General features: G+C 45.0%; 11 protein-coding genes. 10 read left to right on the forward strand and 1 reads right to left on the reverse strand.

What is annotated here, in order from left to right; translation table 11 throughout:
* Positions 1-2: 2 nt before the first annotated feature.
* The 5 genes from murC to lpxC all read left to right on the forward strand — a co-directional run bounded on the left by murC (position 3) and on the right by lpxC (position 5,943).
* Positions 3-1,463, forward strand: a complete 1,461-nt coding sequence (gene murC, locus DD616_RS07620; protein WP_013856083.1) for a UDP-N-acetylmuramate--L-alanine ligase — start codon at positions 3-5, stop codon at positions 1,461-1,463.
* Positions 1,464-1,651: 188 nt separating this feature from the next.
* Positions 1,652-2,425 (forward strand): cell division protein FtsQ/DivIB, encoded by a 774-nt coding sequence (locus DD616_RS07625; RefSeq protein ID WP_088718004.1) that lies wholly within the window; start codon positions 1,652-1,654, stop codon positions 2,423-2,425.
* Complete coding sequence (gene ftsA, locus DD616_RS07630) at positions 2,418-3,680, forward strand: cell division protein FtsA (protein ID WP_010317995.1); 1,263 nt, start codon at positions 2,418-2,420, stop codon at positions 3,678-3,680. Before DD616_RS07625 ends, ftsA begins: the two co-directional genes overlap by 8 nt.
* A 30-nt stretch (positions 3,681-3,710) precedes the next feature.
* A complete protein-coding gene (gene ftsZ / locus DD616_RS07635; protein WP_017042647.1) occupies positions 3,711-4,928 on the forward strand; it encodes a cell division protein FtsZ in 1,218 nt (405 codons plus the stop codon).
* 97 nt (positions 4,929-5,025) lie between these two features.
* Entirely contained in the window at positions 5,026-5,943 is a 918-nt protein-coding gene (lpxC, locus tag DD616_RS07640; protein WP_010317993.1) for a UDP-3-O-acyl-N-acetylglucosamine deacetylase, read from the forward strand.
* A gap of 70 nt (positions 5,944-6,013) precedes the next feature.
* Here the strand turns inward: lpxC and DD616_RS07645 are convergent, their stop codons facing one another.
* Positions 6,014-6,469 (reverse strand): DUF721 domain-containing protein, encoded by a 456-nt coding sequence (locus tag DD616_RS07645; RefSeq protein WP_208872139.1) that lies wholly within the window; start codon positions 6,467-6,469, stop codon positions 6,014-6,016.
* A gap of 324 nt (positions 6,470-6,793) precedes the next feature.
* Here DD616_RS07645 and secA point away from each other — a divergent pair, with 324 nt between their 5' ends.
* From secA to carB, 5 genes are all read left to right on the forward strand, one after another.
* Positions 6,794-9,520 carry a preprotein translocase subunit SecA gene (gene secA / locus DD616_RS07650; RefSeq protein WP_013856087.1) on the forward strand — a complete coding sequence of 909 codons (2,727 nt, stop codon included), beginning with the start codon at positions 6,794-6,796 and terminating at the stop codon, positions 9,518-9,520.
* A gap of 104 nt (positions 9,521-9,624) precedes the next feature.
* Positions 9,625-10,023 (forward strand): 8-oxo-dGTP diphosphatase MutT, encoded by a 399-nt coding sequence (mutT, locus tag DD616_RS07655; RefSeq protein WP_081244967.1) that lies wholly within the window; start codon positions 9,625-9,627, stop codon positions 10,021-10,023.
* 104 nt (positions 10,024-10,127) lie between these two features.
* A complete protein-coding gene (gene dapB, locus DD616_RS07660) occupies positions 10,128-10,937 on the forward strand; it encodes a 4-hydroxy-tetrahydrodipicolinate reductase (protein ID WP_094129862.1) in 810 nt (269 codons plus the stop codon).
* A 482-nt stretch (positions 10,938-11,419) separates the two neighbouring features.
* A complete protein-coding gene (carA, locus tag DD616_RS07665) occupies positions 11,420-12,559 on the forward strand; it encodes a glutamine-hydrolyzing carbamoyl-phosphate synthase small subunit (protein WP_208872140.1) in 1,140 nt (379 codons plus the stop codon).
* A 16-nt stretch (positions 12,560-12,575) separates the two neighbouring features.
* Positions 12,576-15,806 (forward strand): carbamoyl-phosphate synthase large subunit, encoded by a 3,231-nt coding sequence (gene carB, locus DD616_RS07670; protein WP_017046523.1) that lies wholly within the window; start codon positions 12,576-12,578, stop codon positions 15,804-15,806.

The raw sequence follows: 15,806 nt of genomic DNA on the forward strand, positions 1-15,806 counted from the left end.
TCATGACCATTAAACATACTCAAGATTTAGCTCAAATCCGTGCCATGGTGCCAGAGATGCGCCGCGTCAAGTGTATTCACTTTGTCGGTATTGGTGGGGCGGGAATGAGCGGAATTGCAGAAGTATTGCTCAATGAAGGCTACCAAATTACTGGCTCTGATCTCGCTTCCAACCCTGTGACTGAAAGATTGGCAAGTAAAGGGGCTATCATTTATATCGGTCATCAAGCCACTAATATTGAACTCGCCAGCGTGGTGGTAGTCTCTACTGCAATCGATGAGCTAAATCCTGAACTGAAAGCGGCGCGTGAGCGACGCATTCCTATTGTTCGTCGTGCAGAAATGTTGGCGGAATTAATGCGTTTTCGTCATGGCATTGCGGTGGCTGGTACGCATGGTAAAACAACGACTACGGCATTGGTTACGCAAATTTATTCTGAGGCTGGTTTAGATCCTACGTTTGTTAATGGCGGGTTAGTCAAAAGCGCTGGCACCAATGCACGTTTGGGTTCAAGTCGGATTTTGATTGCTGAAGCTGACGAAAGTGATGCTTCATTCCTTCATCTTCAGCCTATGGTTAGTATCGTGACCAACATCGAAGCTGATCACATGGATACGTATGGCGGTGATTTTGAAACGCTCAAACAGACCTTCATCGATTTCCTACACAACCTGCCATTTTATGGTCAGGCGATATTATGTATTGATGATCCTGTTGTGCGTGAAATCATTCCACGTATCAGCCGTCAAGTGATCACCTACGGTTTTGCCGATGATGCAGATGTCAGGATTGAGAATTACCATCAGCAGGGGCAACAAGGCCAGTTTACGGTCGTCAGACAGGGACGAGCCAATCTGGATATCACGCTTAATATTCCAGGTCGTCATAATGCGCTTAATGCCTCCGCGGCTATTGCAGTGGCAACGGAAGACGACATCAGCGATGAAGCGATTTTAAAAGCGATGGCTAGCACCCAAGGTACGGGACGTCGTTTTGATCATCTGGGCGAGTTTGATACAGGCAATGGGGTTGCGATGCTCGTTGATGATTATGGTCATCATCCGACCGAGGTGGGCGTGACTATTAAGGCGGCGCGTAGTGGTTGGCAAGAAAAACGGCTAGTGATGATTTTCCAACCTCATCGCTACAGTCGAACTCGCGATCTGTATGATGATTTTGCCAATGTACTGGAGCAAGTCGATGTTCTGATCATGCTCGATGTCTATGCCGCAGGAGAAAAGCCGATTGCGGGAGCCGATGGTCGATCGTTGTGCCGAACGATACGCAGTCGCGGTAAAATTGATCCTATTTTTGTTCCCGACAGCACCATACTGCCTTCGATTCTGGCTAATGTATTACAAGATGGTGACCTCGTGCTGACGCAAGGTGCTGGGGATATCGGCAAGGTAGCGAAACATTTAGCGGGGCTCGAACTGAATATCAGTAAAATGCAACAGGTTTAATTTAAATGGCTTATTTGTGTATCAATATTGAATAACATGGTATCCAGTCCAGATTTATTACTTTCAATGTTTGATACTTTCAGCGACCTCAGTATAATCCGGAGGTTAAAGTCAGTGCTTTTACCTCTATTGTGAACCAAATAGGGCATGCGATTGCGATTTAGAAACAGGAACATCAGGCTTTGTTAATGAATGTGTTCGATGAAAGCCGAGCTGTGTCCCGTTCGCCACTCATAAAAGATCACGCCGCTGGCGCTATTTTTTTATTTGTGGTGTTGTTGCTGATAAGTTCACTCATTTATTCAACACTTAGTTGGATGTGGGACGAACAGAGGCTACCGCTTTCAAAAATTGTTCTACAAGGTGACTTGCAATACGTATCTTCGCTAGATGTGCAGCGCGCTTTTGCTCAGTTGGATCATATCGGTACTTTCATGTCGCAAGATATTAACGTACTTCAATCGAGTGTACAGGTCATCCCGTGGGTGGCCCATGCATCGATTCGTAAACAATGGCCTGACACAATAAAAGTGTTTCTGACAGAGTATAGAGCGGTAGCGATTTGGAATGGCAACGCTTTGTTAGACGGATATGGCACGGTATTTAATGGTGATATTGGTCAATTGAACGGCGATAGAGTGAAACTTTATGGCCCGCAAGGGACCAGTCACGAAGTACTGGATGTTTGGAATAAAACGAACCCTAAGTTTCAATCATTAAACTTAAATATATCGTCACTGTTACTCAACGATCGTCGAGCGTGGCAAATAATTTTAGATAATGGCATCCGCTTAGAGTTAGGTAAAGAATCACTAGATGAGCGAGTTGCACGTTTTATTTCGCTGTATAAGAATTTAGGTAATAAAGCTGAACAAGTTAGCTATATCGATCTTAGATATGATACAGGAGCCGCAGTAGGTTGGTTCCCTGAACAAGAAGCACAAGAGAGTAAAAATGACTAAGACCGCTGATGACAACATTATTGTTGGTCTTGATATAGGCACAGCCACCGTGTCAGCTTTAGTCGGTGAAATACTGCCTGACGGTCAAATTAATATTATTGGCGCTGGTACGAGCCCATCCCGTGGGATGGATAAAGGGGGAGTTAACGATCTTGAATCGGTCGTTAAGTCTGTCCAAAGAGCGGTTGACCAAGCAGAATTAATGGCGGAATGCCAAATTAGTAATGTGTTTCTCTCTCTATCTGGGCGACATATTGCGAGCCGTATTGAAAAAGGCATGGGAACTATTTCGGATGAAGAAGTTTCTCAAGAAGATATGGATCGAGCGATTCATACCGCCAAATCAATAAAAATTGGGGAAGAGCAAAGAATATTGCACGTCATTCCTCAAGAATTTACGATTGATTACCAAGAGGGAATTAAAAACCCGCTTGGTTTATCAGGTGTGCGCATGGAAGTGAGCGTGCATCTTATTTCTTGTCATAATGATATGGCGAGAAATATTATCAAAGCGGTAGAACGCTGTGGTTTAAAAGTTGAACAACTGGTTTACTCTGGTTTAGCGGCAAGTAATGCAGTTATTACGGAAGATGAGCGAGAGTTAGGTGTGTGCGTGATTGATATAGGCGCAGGCACTATGGATGTTGCTATCTGGACCGGTGGTGCGTTACGACATACTGAAGTGTTTTCTTATGCAGGAAACGCAGTAACCAGTGATATTGCTTTTGCATTTGGCACACCAGTCAGTGATGCTGAAGAGATTAAAGTGAAATATGGCTGTGCGCTGAGTGAATTGGTAAGCAAGGATGATACCGTTAACGTCCCAAGTGTAGGAGGAAGACCTTCGCGAAGTTTGCAAAGACAAACCTTGTCGGAAGTGATTGAACCTCGCTACACTGAATTAATGGGATTAGTTAACCAAACTATAGATACTGTCCAAGACAAATTGCGCAAAAATGGTATTAAACACCATTTAGCTGCTGGTGTTGTTTTAACTGGCGGCGCTGCGCAAATTGAAGGTTTGGTTGAGTGTGCGGAACGCGTTTTCCGCAATCAAGTTCGCGTAGGCAAGCCTTTAGAGGTGAGTGGCCTTACAGATTACGTAAAAGAGCCGTATCATTCTACGGCGGTTGGTTTACTTCATTATGCGAAAGAGAGCCAAATTAATGACGACACGGAATACAGCGAACCGAAACGCCAATCCATGTCGAGCTTAATTGGTCGTTTGCGTAACTGGATACAAAAAGAGTTTTAACCTGAGTTGCAGGGAAAACGGAGATAACACATGTTTGAACCGATGATGGAAATGTCTGACGATGCTGTAATTAAAGTCGTTGGAGTTGGTGGTGGTGGCGGTAACGCTGTTGAACACATGGTGCGTGAGTCCATCGAAGGCGTGGAATTCATCAGTGTCAATACCGATGCGCAAGCACTTCGTAAAACAAGCGTAAGTAGCGTCATTCAAATTGGTGGTGATATCACTAAAGGTTTGGGTGCTGGTGCAAACCCGCAAGTTGGACGTGATGCAGCTCTAGAAGACAGAGAAAGAATTAAAGAAGTTCTGATGGGTGCCGATATGGTGTTTATCGCAGCTGGTATGGGCGGTGGTACAGGTACAGGTGCTGCTCCTGTTATTGCAGAAGTTGCCAAAGAACTGGGTATCTTAACCGTAGCGGTTGTCACGAAACCTTTCAGTTTTGAAGGAAAAAAACGTTTGGCATTTGCTGAGCAAGGTATTGAAGAGTTGTCAAAACACGTTGACTCTTTGATTACCATCCCTAATGAAAAACTACTGAAAGTGTTAGGTCGTGGTATTACCTTACTTGAAGCATTTGCGAGTGCGAATGATGTACTTAAAAATGCAGTGCAAGGTATTGCAGAGCTAATTACACGCCCAGGCATGATTAACGTGGACTTTGCTGACGTACGTACTGTGATGTCAGAAATGGGCCACGCGATGATGGGTAGTGGAGTGGCTCGCGGCGAAGATCGTGCTGAAGAAGCGGCAGAGATGGCAATTTCTAGCCCTCTTTTGGAAGATATTGATCTTGCAGGCGCTCGTGGCGTGTTGGTCAATATTACTGCTGGTTTGGATATGCGACTAGACGAATTCGAAACCGTCGGTAATACTGTTAAGGCGTTTGCTTCTGACAATGCGACAGTTGTCATCGGTACTTCGTTAGATCCTGATATGGCAGACGAAATTCGCGTGACTGTTGTTGCAACGGGTATTGGCAATGAGAAAAAGCCAGACATTACTTTAGTTGCAGGCGGTAAAGCCAAAGTCGCACCAGCAGTTCAACCACAAATGGTTCAGCAAGCAGCGAAAATCGAAGAAAAAACGGCACAGCCTTTGCAAGAAAGAGCAGAAGTGAAACCGCAATCAGCATCGTCGTCAACTGTTTCATCTTCTTCCGGTGCAAGCCAAAATACGGCACCGAAAGCAGATAAGGAAAATGGATATCTTGATATCCCAGCATTTTTACGTCGTCAGGCTGATTAACAATTAGACATAATTTGACACTGTTCAAAATTATGGTAGCATTCGCGGTCGGTGCTTTACCGACCGTGTTTTGTCGCACTGACATAGAGGCAAGTAGATGATCAGACAACGAACTCTGAAAGAAATAGTGAAAACAACTGGGGTGGGCTTACACTCTGGTCGTAAAGTCACATTAACGCTTCGCCCTGCTGCTGCAAACACTGGGATCATTTACCGCCGTACTGATGTCAATCCTCCAGTAGACTTCCCTGCGGACCCTGAATCTGTTCGCGATACCATGCTATGTACTGCTTTGGTCAACGATGAAGGTATTCGTATCTCTACTGTTGAGCACTTAAATGCAGCATTAGCGGGCATGGGAATCGACAACGTTATCATCGAAGTTGACGCACCTGAAATTCCTATTATGGATGGTAGTGCTAGCCCATTTGTTTACTTGCTACAACAAGCAGGCATTCAAACGCTGAATACACCAAAACGTTTTATTCGAATTAAGAAACCAGTTCGATTTGAAGATGGTGATAAGTGGGCGGAACTTGTACCCCATAACGGTTTTCGTATGGATTTTGAGATTGACTTTCAACATCCTGCTATCGATTCTGATGAACAACGCATGGTGTTTGATTTTTCCTCACAAGGTTTCGTCAAAGAAATTTCAAGAGCTCGTACTTTTGGTTTCATGCGTGACATTGAGTACCTACAATCGCAAAACCTCTGTTTAGGTGGTAGCTTTGATTGCGCCATCGTATTAGATGAATACCGTATTCTTAATGAAGAAGGTTTGCGTTTTGCCAATGAGTTTGTCACTCATAAAGTATTGGATGCCATTGGTGACTTGTACATGTGTGGTCATTCCATTGTGGGTGAGTTCCGTGCTTATAAATCAGGCCATGGTTTAAATAACCAGCTACTGCGTGCGGTCTTAGCCGACCAAGAGGCGTGGGAATGGGCTACTTTTGAAGAAGAAGTTGGCTCTCCAGTGGCGTTTGCTGAACCAAATATGGTTCTCGCTTAATAGCAATTTTTAAATAAAAAGGCCAGACAACTGTCTGGCCTTTTTATTTGTACTAATTCATTGATGACGCTTATTTGGGCTTAGCCAATTTCGCCAAATTTTCCAAACGTTTTTTGACTTTAGGGGAAGCGCTACTCGCCACCATCAGTAATGCCTGGGCCGTATTTTCAGATAGTGGTGGGCGAGCGACCGTTTCTTTTTCTTCTTTCATACCACGATTACGATAGAGCGCTGGGTTTATCTTGAGCTCAATGCTGATCAATTTGGCAAATCCTTGGTTGCGTAACTGATTCAAAATGTGTAATCGGTCATAATCAAGCTTCATTTTTATTGATGCACTGGCCACTTCAACGATTAAGTGACCACCGCGCACATTAGCGGCTCGGACATGATCGGCCGTTCCTTTAGGAAGCAACTTATTGAGCACTTTATTTAAAGCGAGGATCTCGGTGGCATGTTGCTGTATTTTCTTCAGAGATGAATCGCTGATCAGCTCTTTCGTTAACGTGGGACGGTGATCGCGCATGGTGTCTCCCTCTTAAGTTGCCATTCAATTCTATTGTGGTGCCTATGATGCGTATAGTAATAAATCTATTTTATTGCTTAAACAGTGCTCAAAAAGCGTAAAAATATTAAGTGTGCTTCAAACAAATAGTTTTGCTATTGGTTGTTGCCGCAAAAATTCCTTACACTATGCGTTACATAATTATTTAATACCTTGAAAATAAACCTCACCGTCACAATATCTGTGATACATGATTTATCTCAGTATCCTTAGTTCAAAACTGGTAGAGACTGACGGCATTAAGAGTAGATCGAAAACGATCTAATAAAGAGAGATTCCTGACACATGATAACTAAGCTACTGACAAAGGTTATTGGCAGTCGCAATGACAGAACGCTGCGCCGCCTTAAAAAAATTGTCAAAGAGATCAACAGCTACGAGCCTACTTTTGAAGCACTAACTGATGAAGAATTAAAAGCCAAAACGGTTGAGTTTCGTCAACGTTTAGAGCAAGGTGAAACCTTAGACCAATTACTTCCTGAAGCATTTGCCACCGTGCGTGAAGCGTCCAAGCGCGTATATGGTATGCGTCACTTCGACGTACAGTTGATCGGCGGTATGGTTCTCAACGCGGGTCAAATCGCAGAAATGCGCACTGGTGAAGGTAAAACGTTAACCGCGACTTTACCTGCGTATCTCAATGCCTTGCCTGGCAAAGGCGTGCACATTGTTACTGTCAACGATTATCTTGCTAAACGTGACGCAGAAACAAACCGCCCACTGTTTGAGTTTTTAGGCATGACGGTCGGTATTAACGTACCCAATATGCCACCACAAGAGAAAAAACTTTCTTATCAAGCCGATATTCTTTACGGGACCAATAACGAGTTTGGTTTCGATTACTTACGTGACAACATGGCTTTCCGCAAAGAAGACCGTGTACAGCGTGAACGTTTCTTTGCTGTAGTCGATGAAGTGGACTCGATTCTTATTGATGAAGCGCGAACGCCGTTGATCATCTCGGGTCCTGCAGAAGATAGTTCTGAGTTGTACATCCGCATTAATACCCTCATTCCACTTCTGCAAAAGCAAGATAAAGAAGATTCTGAAGAGTATCGTGGTGATGGTCACTACACGGTTGACGAAAAATCAAAACAAGTTCATTTGACTGAAACGGGTCAAGAATTTGTTGAAGAGTTAATGGTGAAAAATGGTTTGATGGAAGAGGGCGATACTCTTTATTCACCCACGAACATTAGCTTACTTCACCACGTCAATGCCGCATTGCGTGCGCATGTGTTATTTGAGAAAAACGTTGATTACATCGTGACAGAAGAGGGCGAAGTGGTCATCGTTGATGAGCACACTGGCCGCACCATGCCAGGTCGTCGTTGGTCTGAAGGTTTACACCAAGCTGTCGAGGCGAAAGAAGGTGTTAAAATCCAAAACGAGAACCAGACTCTTGCGTCGATCACCTTCCAAAACTATTTCCGTTTATACGAAAAACTTTCTGGTATGACGGGCACTGCCGATACCGAAGCGTTCGAATTCCAATCGATTTACGGTTTGGAAACCGTGGTGATCCCAACCAATAAACCTATGGTTCGTGATGATATGCCTGATGTGGTGTATCGTACTGAAGCTGAAAAATTTGCGGCGATCATTGAAGACATCAAAGCGCGTGTTGCAAAAGGTCAACCAACCCTAGTCGGTACGGTTTCGATTGAGAAATCTGAACTACTTTCTAATGCGTTGAAGCAAGCTAAAGTGAAACATAACGTGCTTAACGCGAAATTCCATGAAAAAGAAGCCGAAATTGTAGCGCAAGCGGGTATTCCGGGCGCGGTGACGATTGCGACTAACATGGCTGGTCGTGGTACTGATATTGTATTGGGCGGCAGCTGGCAGGCACAAATTGAGCAGCTAGAGAATCCAACACAAGAGCAGATCGATGAGATCAAAGCGAAGTGGAAAGAGGTTCATAACCAAGTGTTAGCCGCTGGTGGTCTGCACATTATTGGTACTGAACGCCACGAATCTCGTCGTATCGATAACCAGTTACGTGGTCGTTCTGGTCGTCAAGGGGATGCGGGTTCTTCACGTTTTTATCTATCGATGGAAGATTCACTGCTGCGTATCTTCACCTCAGATCGTATGGCAAGCCTTATCCAAAGTGGTATGGATGAAGGTGAAGCGATCGAAAGTAAGATGCTTTCTCGCTCGATTGAAAAAGCGCAACGTAAAGTCGAAGGACGTAACTTTGATATTCGTAAACAGCTTCTTGAATACGATGATGTTGCTAACGATCAACGTAAAGTAGTTTATGAGCTGCGTGATGAGCTCATGGAAGCAGACGATATCAGCGAAATGATTGAGCAGAATCGTCAAGATGTTCTGACTTCCGTTATTGACGAATACATACCGCCACAATCACTTGAGGATATGTGGGATGTTAAAGGATTGGAAGATCGTTTGAAAAACGATTTTGATTTAGAGCTGCCATTACAGCAATGGCTAGATGCTGATGATAAATTGTACGAAGAAGCGCTGCGCGAACGTATTCTTGAACAAGCGGTTAGTGTGTATCGTGAAAAAGAGAAAGCGGTTGGGGCTTCTGTTCTGCGTAATTTTGAAAAATCGGTCATGCTACAAACTCTGGATACCTTGTGGAAAGAGCATCTAGCGGCGATGGATCATTTGCGCCAAGGCATCCACCTACGTGGTTACGCGCAGAAAAACCCAAAACAAGAGTACAAGCGTGAGTCGTTTGAGCTGTTTGAAGAACTACTGAATTCTTTAAAAACCGATGTGATTACTATCTTGTCGAAGGTGCGCGTACAGCAGCAAGAAGAAGTTGAACGTATGGAAGCACAGCGTCAAGCGCAGGCGGAAGAAGCCGCGCGTCGCCAACAGTTCCAGCACCAAAGTGCCGATAGTTCGGTTGCAGATGAAGCTTCTGAAGATCAAGGACACCAGCCTATGGTTCGTGAAGAGCGCAAAGTTGGTCGTAATGAGCCTTGCCCTTGTGGTAGCGGTAAAAAGTACAAACAGTGCCACGGACAGATCAACTGATCCCTTGAATGATCACCCCAAGAGTCGCTTAGGCGACTCTTTTTTTAACTCAATATTTCTCATCTTTATTTTCTAGGTTGGGAAGTCGGCGAATCGGAGTCTTTATGAAACGTGTTCATATTGTTGCGGCTATTATCTTCAATAGCGATAAATCAGAAATTTACATTACCAAACGACCAGATCATCTTCACAAAGGCGGTTTTTGGGAGTTCCCTGGCGGCAAAGTTGAAGCGGGAGAAACGATTGAACAAGCCATTTGCCGCGAGCTAGATGAAGAGATTGGTATTCATATTACTGAGCAATCTCCTTACCAATACCTTGAGTTTGACTATTCAGACAAGTCCTTAACTTTTGATTTTATTTGCGTGACACAATTTGATCATCAGCCGTATGGTAAAGAAGGGCAGCAAGGAGAATGGGTAGCGGTTTCTGAGTTGGCAAACTATTCATTTCCTGAAGCCAATGCGCCCATCGTCGAGCGCGTCATGAAAGAGTTTGCCTAAGTCGCTAGCCACCACAAGCAAATGTTGATAGTTTACAGAAACACCTTGAACGAAGAGAAACGATGCAAGCTTAAGCTGATGTCGTCACAATGGAGAATAACGCAATGGTGAGAATTGCGATTGCAGGAGCGGCGGGTCGAATGGGCCGCAATTTGGTGAAAGCCACTTATCAAAATAACCATGCTCGAGTGGGTGCGGGCTCAGAGCGTCCTGAGTCCTCGTTGGTTGGTGTTGATATCGGTGAGTTATGCGGTGAAGGGCGATTTGATATCGCGTTGGTGGATAACCTAGAGAATGCCGTAGATAACTTCGATGTCATCATTGATTTTACAGCTCCTGTGAGCACCTTAGCCAATATTGAGTTATGTAAAAAACACGGTAAGAAGCTAGTGATTGGCACAACGGGCTTTTCTGAAGCAGAAAGAGCACAAATCAATGCTGCCGCACAACAGATTGCGATTGTCATGGCTCCTAACTACAGCGTTGGGGTTAACCTTGTTTTCAAATTGCTTGAAAAAGCGGCTAAAGTGATGGGTGATTACTGTGATATTGAGGTCATTGAAGCCCACCATCGTCATAAAGTGGATGCTCCGTCAGGAACCGCAATTGGCATGGGAGAGGCGATTGCTAATGCTATGGGTAACCAACTGAGTGACGTTGCCGTCTATGCGCGAGAAGGTATTACCGGTGAACGTACTAAAAATGAGATTGGTTTTGCTACGATTCGTGCTGGCGATATCGTGGGTGAGCATACCGCGATGTTCGCTGATATCGGTGAACGTGTAGAAATCACCCATAAAGCGACGGATCGTATGACTTTTGCCAATGGTGCAGTGAGAGCGGCGGTTTGGCTTGCTGATAAACCTGCGGGTTTTTATAGCATGACTGACGTGTTAGGTTTGAACGATCTTTGATTACATAATTATGCGTCAGTGTTTGCTGGCGCATCTTTGTTACACCTCTTTTTACCGATTTAATTATCTCTCTTTATTTTTACTTTACTGACTTACTTTTGTTGTGTTTTAGGTGGGTATTGCTTTCTTTTTGTTTTAGATCTCTGAAATTGCACTTATTCTCTGCTTGATTAACGTTTGCGTGATTTTGTTTATCGTTGATTGTTTAAAATGCATCAAAGAGTTTCAGTTTGCTGATTCTAATTCCTCCATTCTCATTTTTTTACTCATCAAACCTATTTTTTTACTGTCTTAGGTTCGCTTTTTATCTCTAACGCTTTAAATGTTGCCTTAATTTATTATGAAATGTTGACAGTAATCATGGTGGTCATTAGAATACCGCCAATTTGTCTAAATCACCCTATGGCGCGACTCTATGGCCTTAAGGAAGGCAGATTTGCAGTTTAATTTATATTTTTTGCATTTTTATTCTGGAGGTTGTCTTGAGTAAGTCAGCACTGTTAGTCCTAGAAGATGGGACGGTGTTCCACGGTGTATCCATTGGCGCTGATGGAATATCCGTTGGTGAAGTCGTCTTTAATACCTCGATGACGGGGTACCAAGAAATCCTCACTGATCCTTCCTATTCTCAACAAATCGTTACTCTTACTTACCCCCACATAGGCAATACCGGAACCAATTCCGAAGACGAAGAATCCTCTTCTATCCATGCACAAGGCCTTGTGATTCGCGATCTCCCTCTTATCGCTTCTAACTTCCGTAATGAACTTTCCCTTTCTGACTACCTTAAATCACAAAATATTGTGGGCATTGCCGATATCGACACGCGCAAGCTAACGCGCATTTTGCGTGAAAAAGGAGCTCAGAATGGCTGCATTATGGCAGGTGACCATTTAGATGAAGCATTGGCGCTGGTAAAAGCCAAAGAGTTCCCCGGTTTAAAAGGAATGGATCTTGCGAAAGAAGTTACAACAAAAGAAGCGTACCAATGGAAACAAGGTTCGTGGACGCTCGAAGGTGGACTTCCTGAAGCGAAAGATGACAGCGAGTTGCCCTATCACGTTGTTGCCTACGATTTCGGTGCAAAGCGCAATATCCTCCGTATGTTGGTTGACCGAGGATGCCGCCTAACTGTGGTACCAGCACAAACCTCGGCTGAAGAAGTTCTAGCGCTGAAACCTGATGCTGTCTTTTTATCAAATGGCCCTGGCGACCCAGAACCATGTACTTATGCGATTGAAGCAACCAAAGTGTTCTTAGAGAAAGGACTGCCTATTTTTGGTATCTGTTTAGGGCATCAAATTTTGGCATTGGCGTCTGGTGCAAAAACAGTAAAAATGAAATTTGGCCACCATGGCGCGAACCATCCAGTGAAAGATTTGGATCGTAATGTGGTGATGATTACGGCACAAAACCACGGTTTTGCTGCTGATGAAGCAACGCTGCCTATCACGCTTCGTGCAACGCACAAATCGCTATTTGATGGTTCACTACAAGGAATTCACCGCACCGATAAGCCAGCCTTTAGCTTTCAGGGACACCCTGAAGCGAGTCCTGGCCCGCACGATGCCGCCCCTTTGTTTGACCATTTTATTGAACTAATTAAAAAGCACACAGCGTAATTCGGAGTAGTAGACAATGCCAAAACGTACTGACATTAAAAGTATTCTAATTCTAGGTGCTGGCCCGATTGTAATCGGTCAGGCTTGTGAGTTTGACTACTCTGGCGCTCAAGCATGTAAAGCCCTGCGTGAAGAGGGTTACCGAGTGATTTTGGTTAACTCGAACCCTGCCACTATCATGACTGACCCAGAGATGGCCGATGCGACTTATATTGAGCCTATCCATTGGGAAGTAGTGCGTAAAATCATCGAAAAAGAGCGCCCAGACGCGGTATTACCGACCATGGGTGGCCAAACTGCATTGAACTGTGCACTTGAACTGGAAAAGCATGGTGTTCTGGCTGAGTTTGGCGTTGAGATGATTGGCGCAACGGCTGATGCGATTGATAAAGCGGAAGATCGTTCTCGCTTTGATAAAGCGATGAAGTCAATCGGTTTAGCTTGTCCTCGCGCTGATACGGCAAAAACGATGGAAGAAGCTTACCGCGTTCAAGAGATGGTGGGTTTCCCTTGCATTATTCGCCCTTCATTTACCATGGGTGGAACCGGCGGCGGTATCGCTTACAACAAAGAAGAGTTTGAAGAGATCTGCCGCCGTGGCCTTGATCTTTCGCCAACCAACGAGTTGTTGATTGATGAATCACTCATCGGTTGGAAAGAGTACGAAATGGAAGTGGTTCGCGATAAAGCGGACAACTGCATCATAGTCTGTGCGATTGAAAACTTTGACCCAATGGGTATTCACACGGGTGACTCGATCACGGTAGCTCCTGCGCAAACGCTAACTGACAAAGAATATCAGATCATGCGTAACGCATCGCTAGCCGTACTGCGTGAAATCGGTGTGGAAACGGGGGGTTCGAACGTACAGTTTGGTATCAACCCGAAAGATGGCCGCATGGTGATCATCGAGATGAACCCACGTGTTTCTCGCTCTTCGGCTCTTGCATCGAAAGCGACGGGTTTCCCTATTGCCAAAGTTGCGGCCAAATTGGCGGTAGGTTTCACACTTGATGAGTTAATGAACGACATTACTGGTGGTGCAACCCCAGCGTCGTTTGAGCCAACTATTGATTATGTTGTGACGAAAATCCCTCGCTTTAACTTCGAAAAATTTGCCGGTGCTAACGATCGCTTAACCACGCAAATGAAGTCGGTGGGCGAAGTGATGGCGATTGGTCGTAACCAACAAGAATCGCTGCAAAAAGCACTGCGTGGGCTGGAAATTGGCGTAAACGGCCTAGACGAAATGGTTGATTTAGACGCACCAGATGCACTGACTAAAATTCGCCATGAGCTGAAAGAAGCGGGTGCTGAGCGTATTTGGTATATCGCAGATGCTTTCCGCGCTGGTTTGTCTGTGGATGGGGTCTTTAACCTGACTAACGTTGATCGCTGGTTCTTGGTACAAATCGAAGAACTGGTCAAAATGGAACAAGAAGTCAAAGCGGGCGGTTTTGCTGGCTTAAATGCGGATGTTCTACGCAAGATGAAGCGCAAAGGTTTTGCGGATGCGCGTCTCTCTTCACTGCTTGGCGTGGCTGAAAGTGAAATTCGTCGTATGCGTGACCAATATAATATTCATCCGGTTTACAAGCGTGTCGATACTTGTGCGGCGGAGTTTTCGTCTGATACGGCTTACATGTACTCCTCTTATGATGACGAATGTGAAGCACAACCGACCGATAGAGACAAAATCATGGTGCTCGGCGGTGGTCCAAACCGTATTGGTCAAGGTATCGAATTTGATTACTGTTGTGTTCATGCCTCACTCGCGCTACGCGAAGATGGTTATGAAACCATCATGGTTAACTGTAACCCTGAAACTGTTTCAACAGACTATGACACTTCCGATCGCCTCTATTTTGAACCAGTGACACTCGAAGATGTATTGGCGATTGTTCGTGTTGAAAAACCTAAAGGCGTCATCGTGCAATACGGTGGTCAAACACCACTGAAACTGGCTCGTGCACTTGAAGCTGCAGGAGTGCCTATCATTGGTACTAGCCCAGATGCGATTGACCGCGCCGAAGATCGTGAGCGTTTCCAACAAGCGGTTGATCGTTTAGGTCTGCTGCAGCCAGAAAACGCAACAGTGACCACAATGGAACAGGCGATTGAAAAATCGAAAGACATCGGCTTCCCGCTGGTGGTACGCCCGTCTTACGTTCTTGGTGGCCGCGCGATGGAAATCGTCTATGACGAACAAGATCTGCGTCGTTACTTTAACGAAGCGGTCAGTGTGTCTAACGAATCCCCAGTACTGCTTGATCGCTTCCTCGATGATGCAATTGAAGTCGATATCGATGCGATTTGTGATGGTGAGCGTGTCGTCATTGGTGGCATCATGGAGCACATCGAACAAGCGGGTGTTCACTCTGGTGACTCAGCTTGCTCTCTACCGGCTTATACGTTAAGCCAAGAAATCCAAGATGTGATGCGTGAACAAGTTGAGAAGCTGGCGTTTGAATTGGGCGTTCGTGGTTTGATGAACACGCAGTTTGCGGTTAAAGATAATCAAGTTTACCTGATTGAAGTTAACCCTCGTGCCGCTCGTACTGTACCGTTTGTGTCAAAAGCAACGGGCGCACCGCTTGCCAAAATTGCCGCGCGCGTGATGGCAGGGCAGTCTCTAGAGTCACAAGGCTTTACTAAAGAGATCATTCCTCCTTACTACTCAGTGAAAGAAGTGGTTCTGCCATTTAATAAATTCCCTGGTGTTGACCCACTGCTTGGCCCTGAAATGCGTTCAACGGGTGAAGTGATGGGTGTGGGTGCAACGTTTGCTGAAGCTTATGCAAAAGCGGAATTAGGTTGCGGTAATGTTTATCCTGAAGGCGGCCGAGCTCTGCTCTCTGTACGTGAAGGTGATAAACAGCGTGTGGTTGATTTAGCGTCGAAACTGGTGAAATTAGGTTATCAGCTTGATGCTACCCACGGTACAGCTGTAATTTTAGGTGAAGCCGGTATTAACCCACGTTTGGTGAATAAAGTGCATGAAGGTCGCCCTCATATTCTTGACCGTATTAAGAATAATGAATACACCTACATCATTAATACAGCCGAGGGGCGTCAAGCGATTGAAGATTCTAAAGTTCTTCGTCGTGGAGCATTAGCACAAAAAGTCAACTACACCACAACACTGAATGCTGCCTTTGCAACCTGTATGTCTCATACGGCCGATGCGAAGTCATCAGTTACGTCAGTGCAAGAGTTACACGCGCAAGTGAAAGCACACTTAGCATAA

The sequence above is a fragment of the Vibrio anguillarum genome (assembly GCF_003390515.1).
In the GTDB taxonomy this organism is placed as follows: Bacteria; Pseudomonadota; Gammaproteobacteria; order Enterobacterales; family Vibrionaceae; genus Vibrio; species Vibrio anguillarum.

Bases quoted from the DNA above. Each gene is read 5' to 3' on its own strand.
- ftsZ (WP_017042647.1), top strand. From the start codon at position 3,711: ATGTTTGAACCGATGATGGAAATGTCTGACGATGCTGTAATTAAAGTC.
- mutT (WP_081244967.1), top strand. From the start codon at position 9,625: ATGAAACGTGTTCATATTGTTGCGGCTATTATCTTCAATAGCGATAAA.
- dapB (WP_094129862.1), top strand. From the start codon at position 10,128: ATGGTGAGAATTGCGATTGCAGGAGCGGCGGGTCGAATGGGCCGCAAT.
- carB (WP_017046523.1), top strand. From the start codon at position 12,576: ATGCCAAAACGTACTGACATTAAAAGTATTCTAATTCTAGGTGCTGGC.
- ftsA (WP_010317995.1), top strand. From the start codon at position 2,418: ATGACTAAGACCGCTGATGACAACATTATTGTTGGTCTTGATATAGGC.
- secA (WP_013856087.1), top strand. From the start codon at position 6,794: ATGATAACTAAGCTACTGACAAAGGTTATTGGCAGTCGCAATGACAGA.
- DD616_RS07645 (WP_208872139.1), bottom strand. From the start codon at position 6,469: ATGCGCGATCACCGTCCCACGTTAACGAAAGAGCTGATCAGCGATTCA.
- DD616_RS07625 (WP_088718004.1), top strand. From the start codon at position 1,652: ATGAATGTGTTCGATGAAAGCCGAGCTGTGTCCCGTTCGCCACTCATA.
- lpxC (WP_010317993.1), top strand. From the start codon at position 5,026: ATGATCAGACAACGAACTCTGAAAGAAATAGTGAAAACAACTGGGGTG.
- murC (WP_013856083.1), top strand. From the start codon at position 3: ATGACCATTAAACATACTCAAGATTTAGCTCAAATCCGTGCCATGGTG.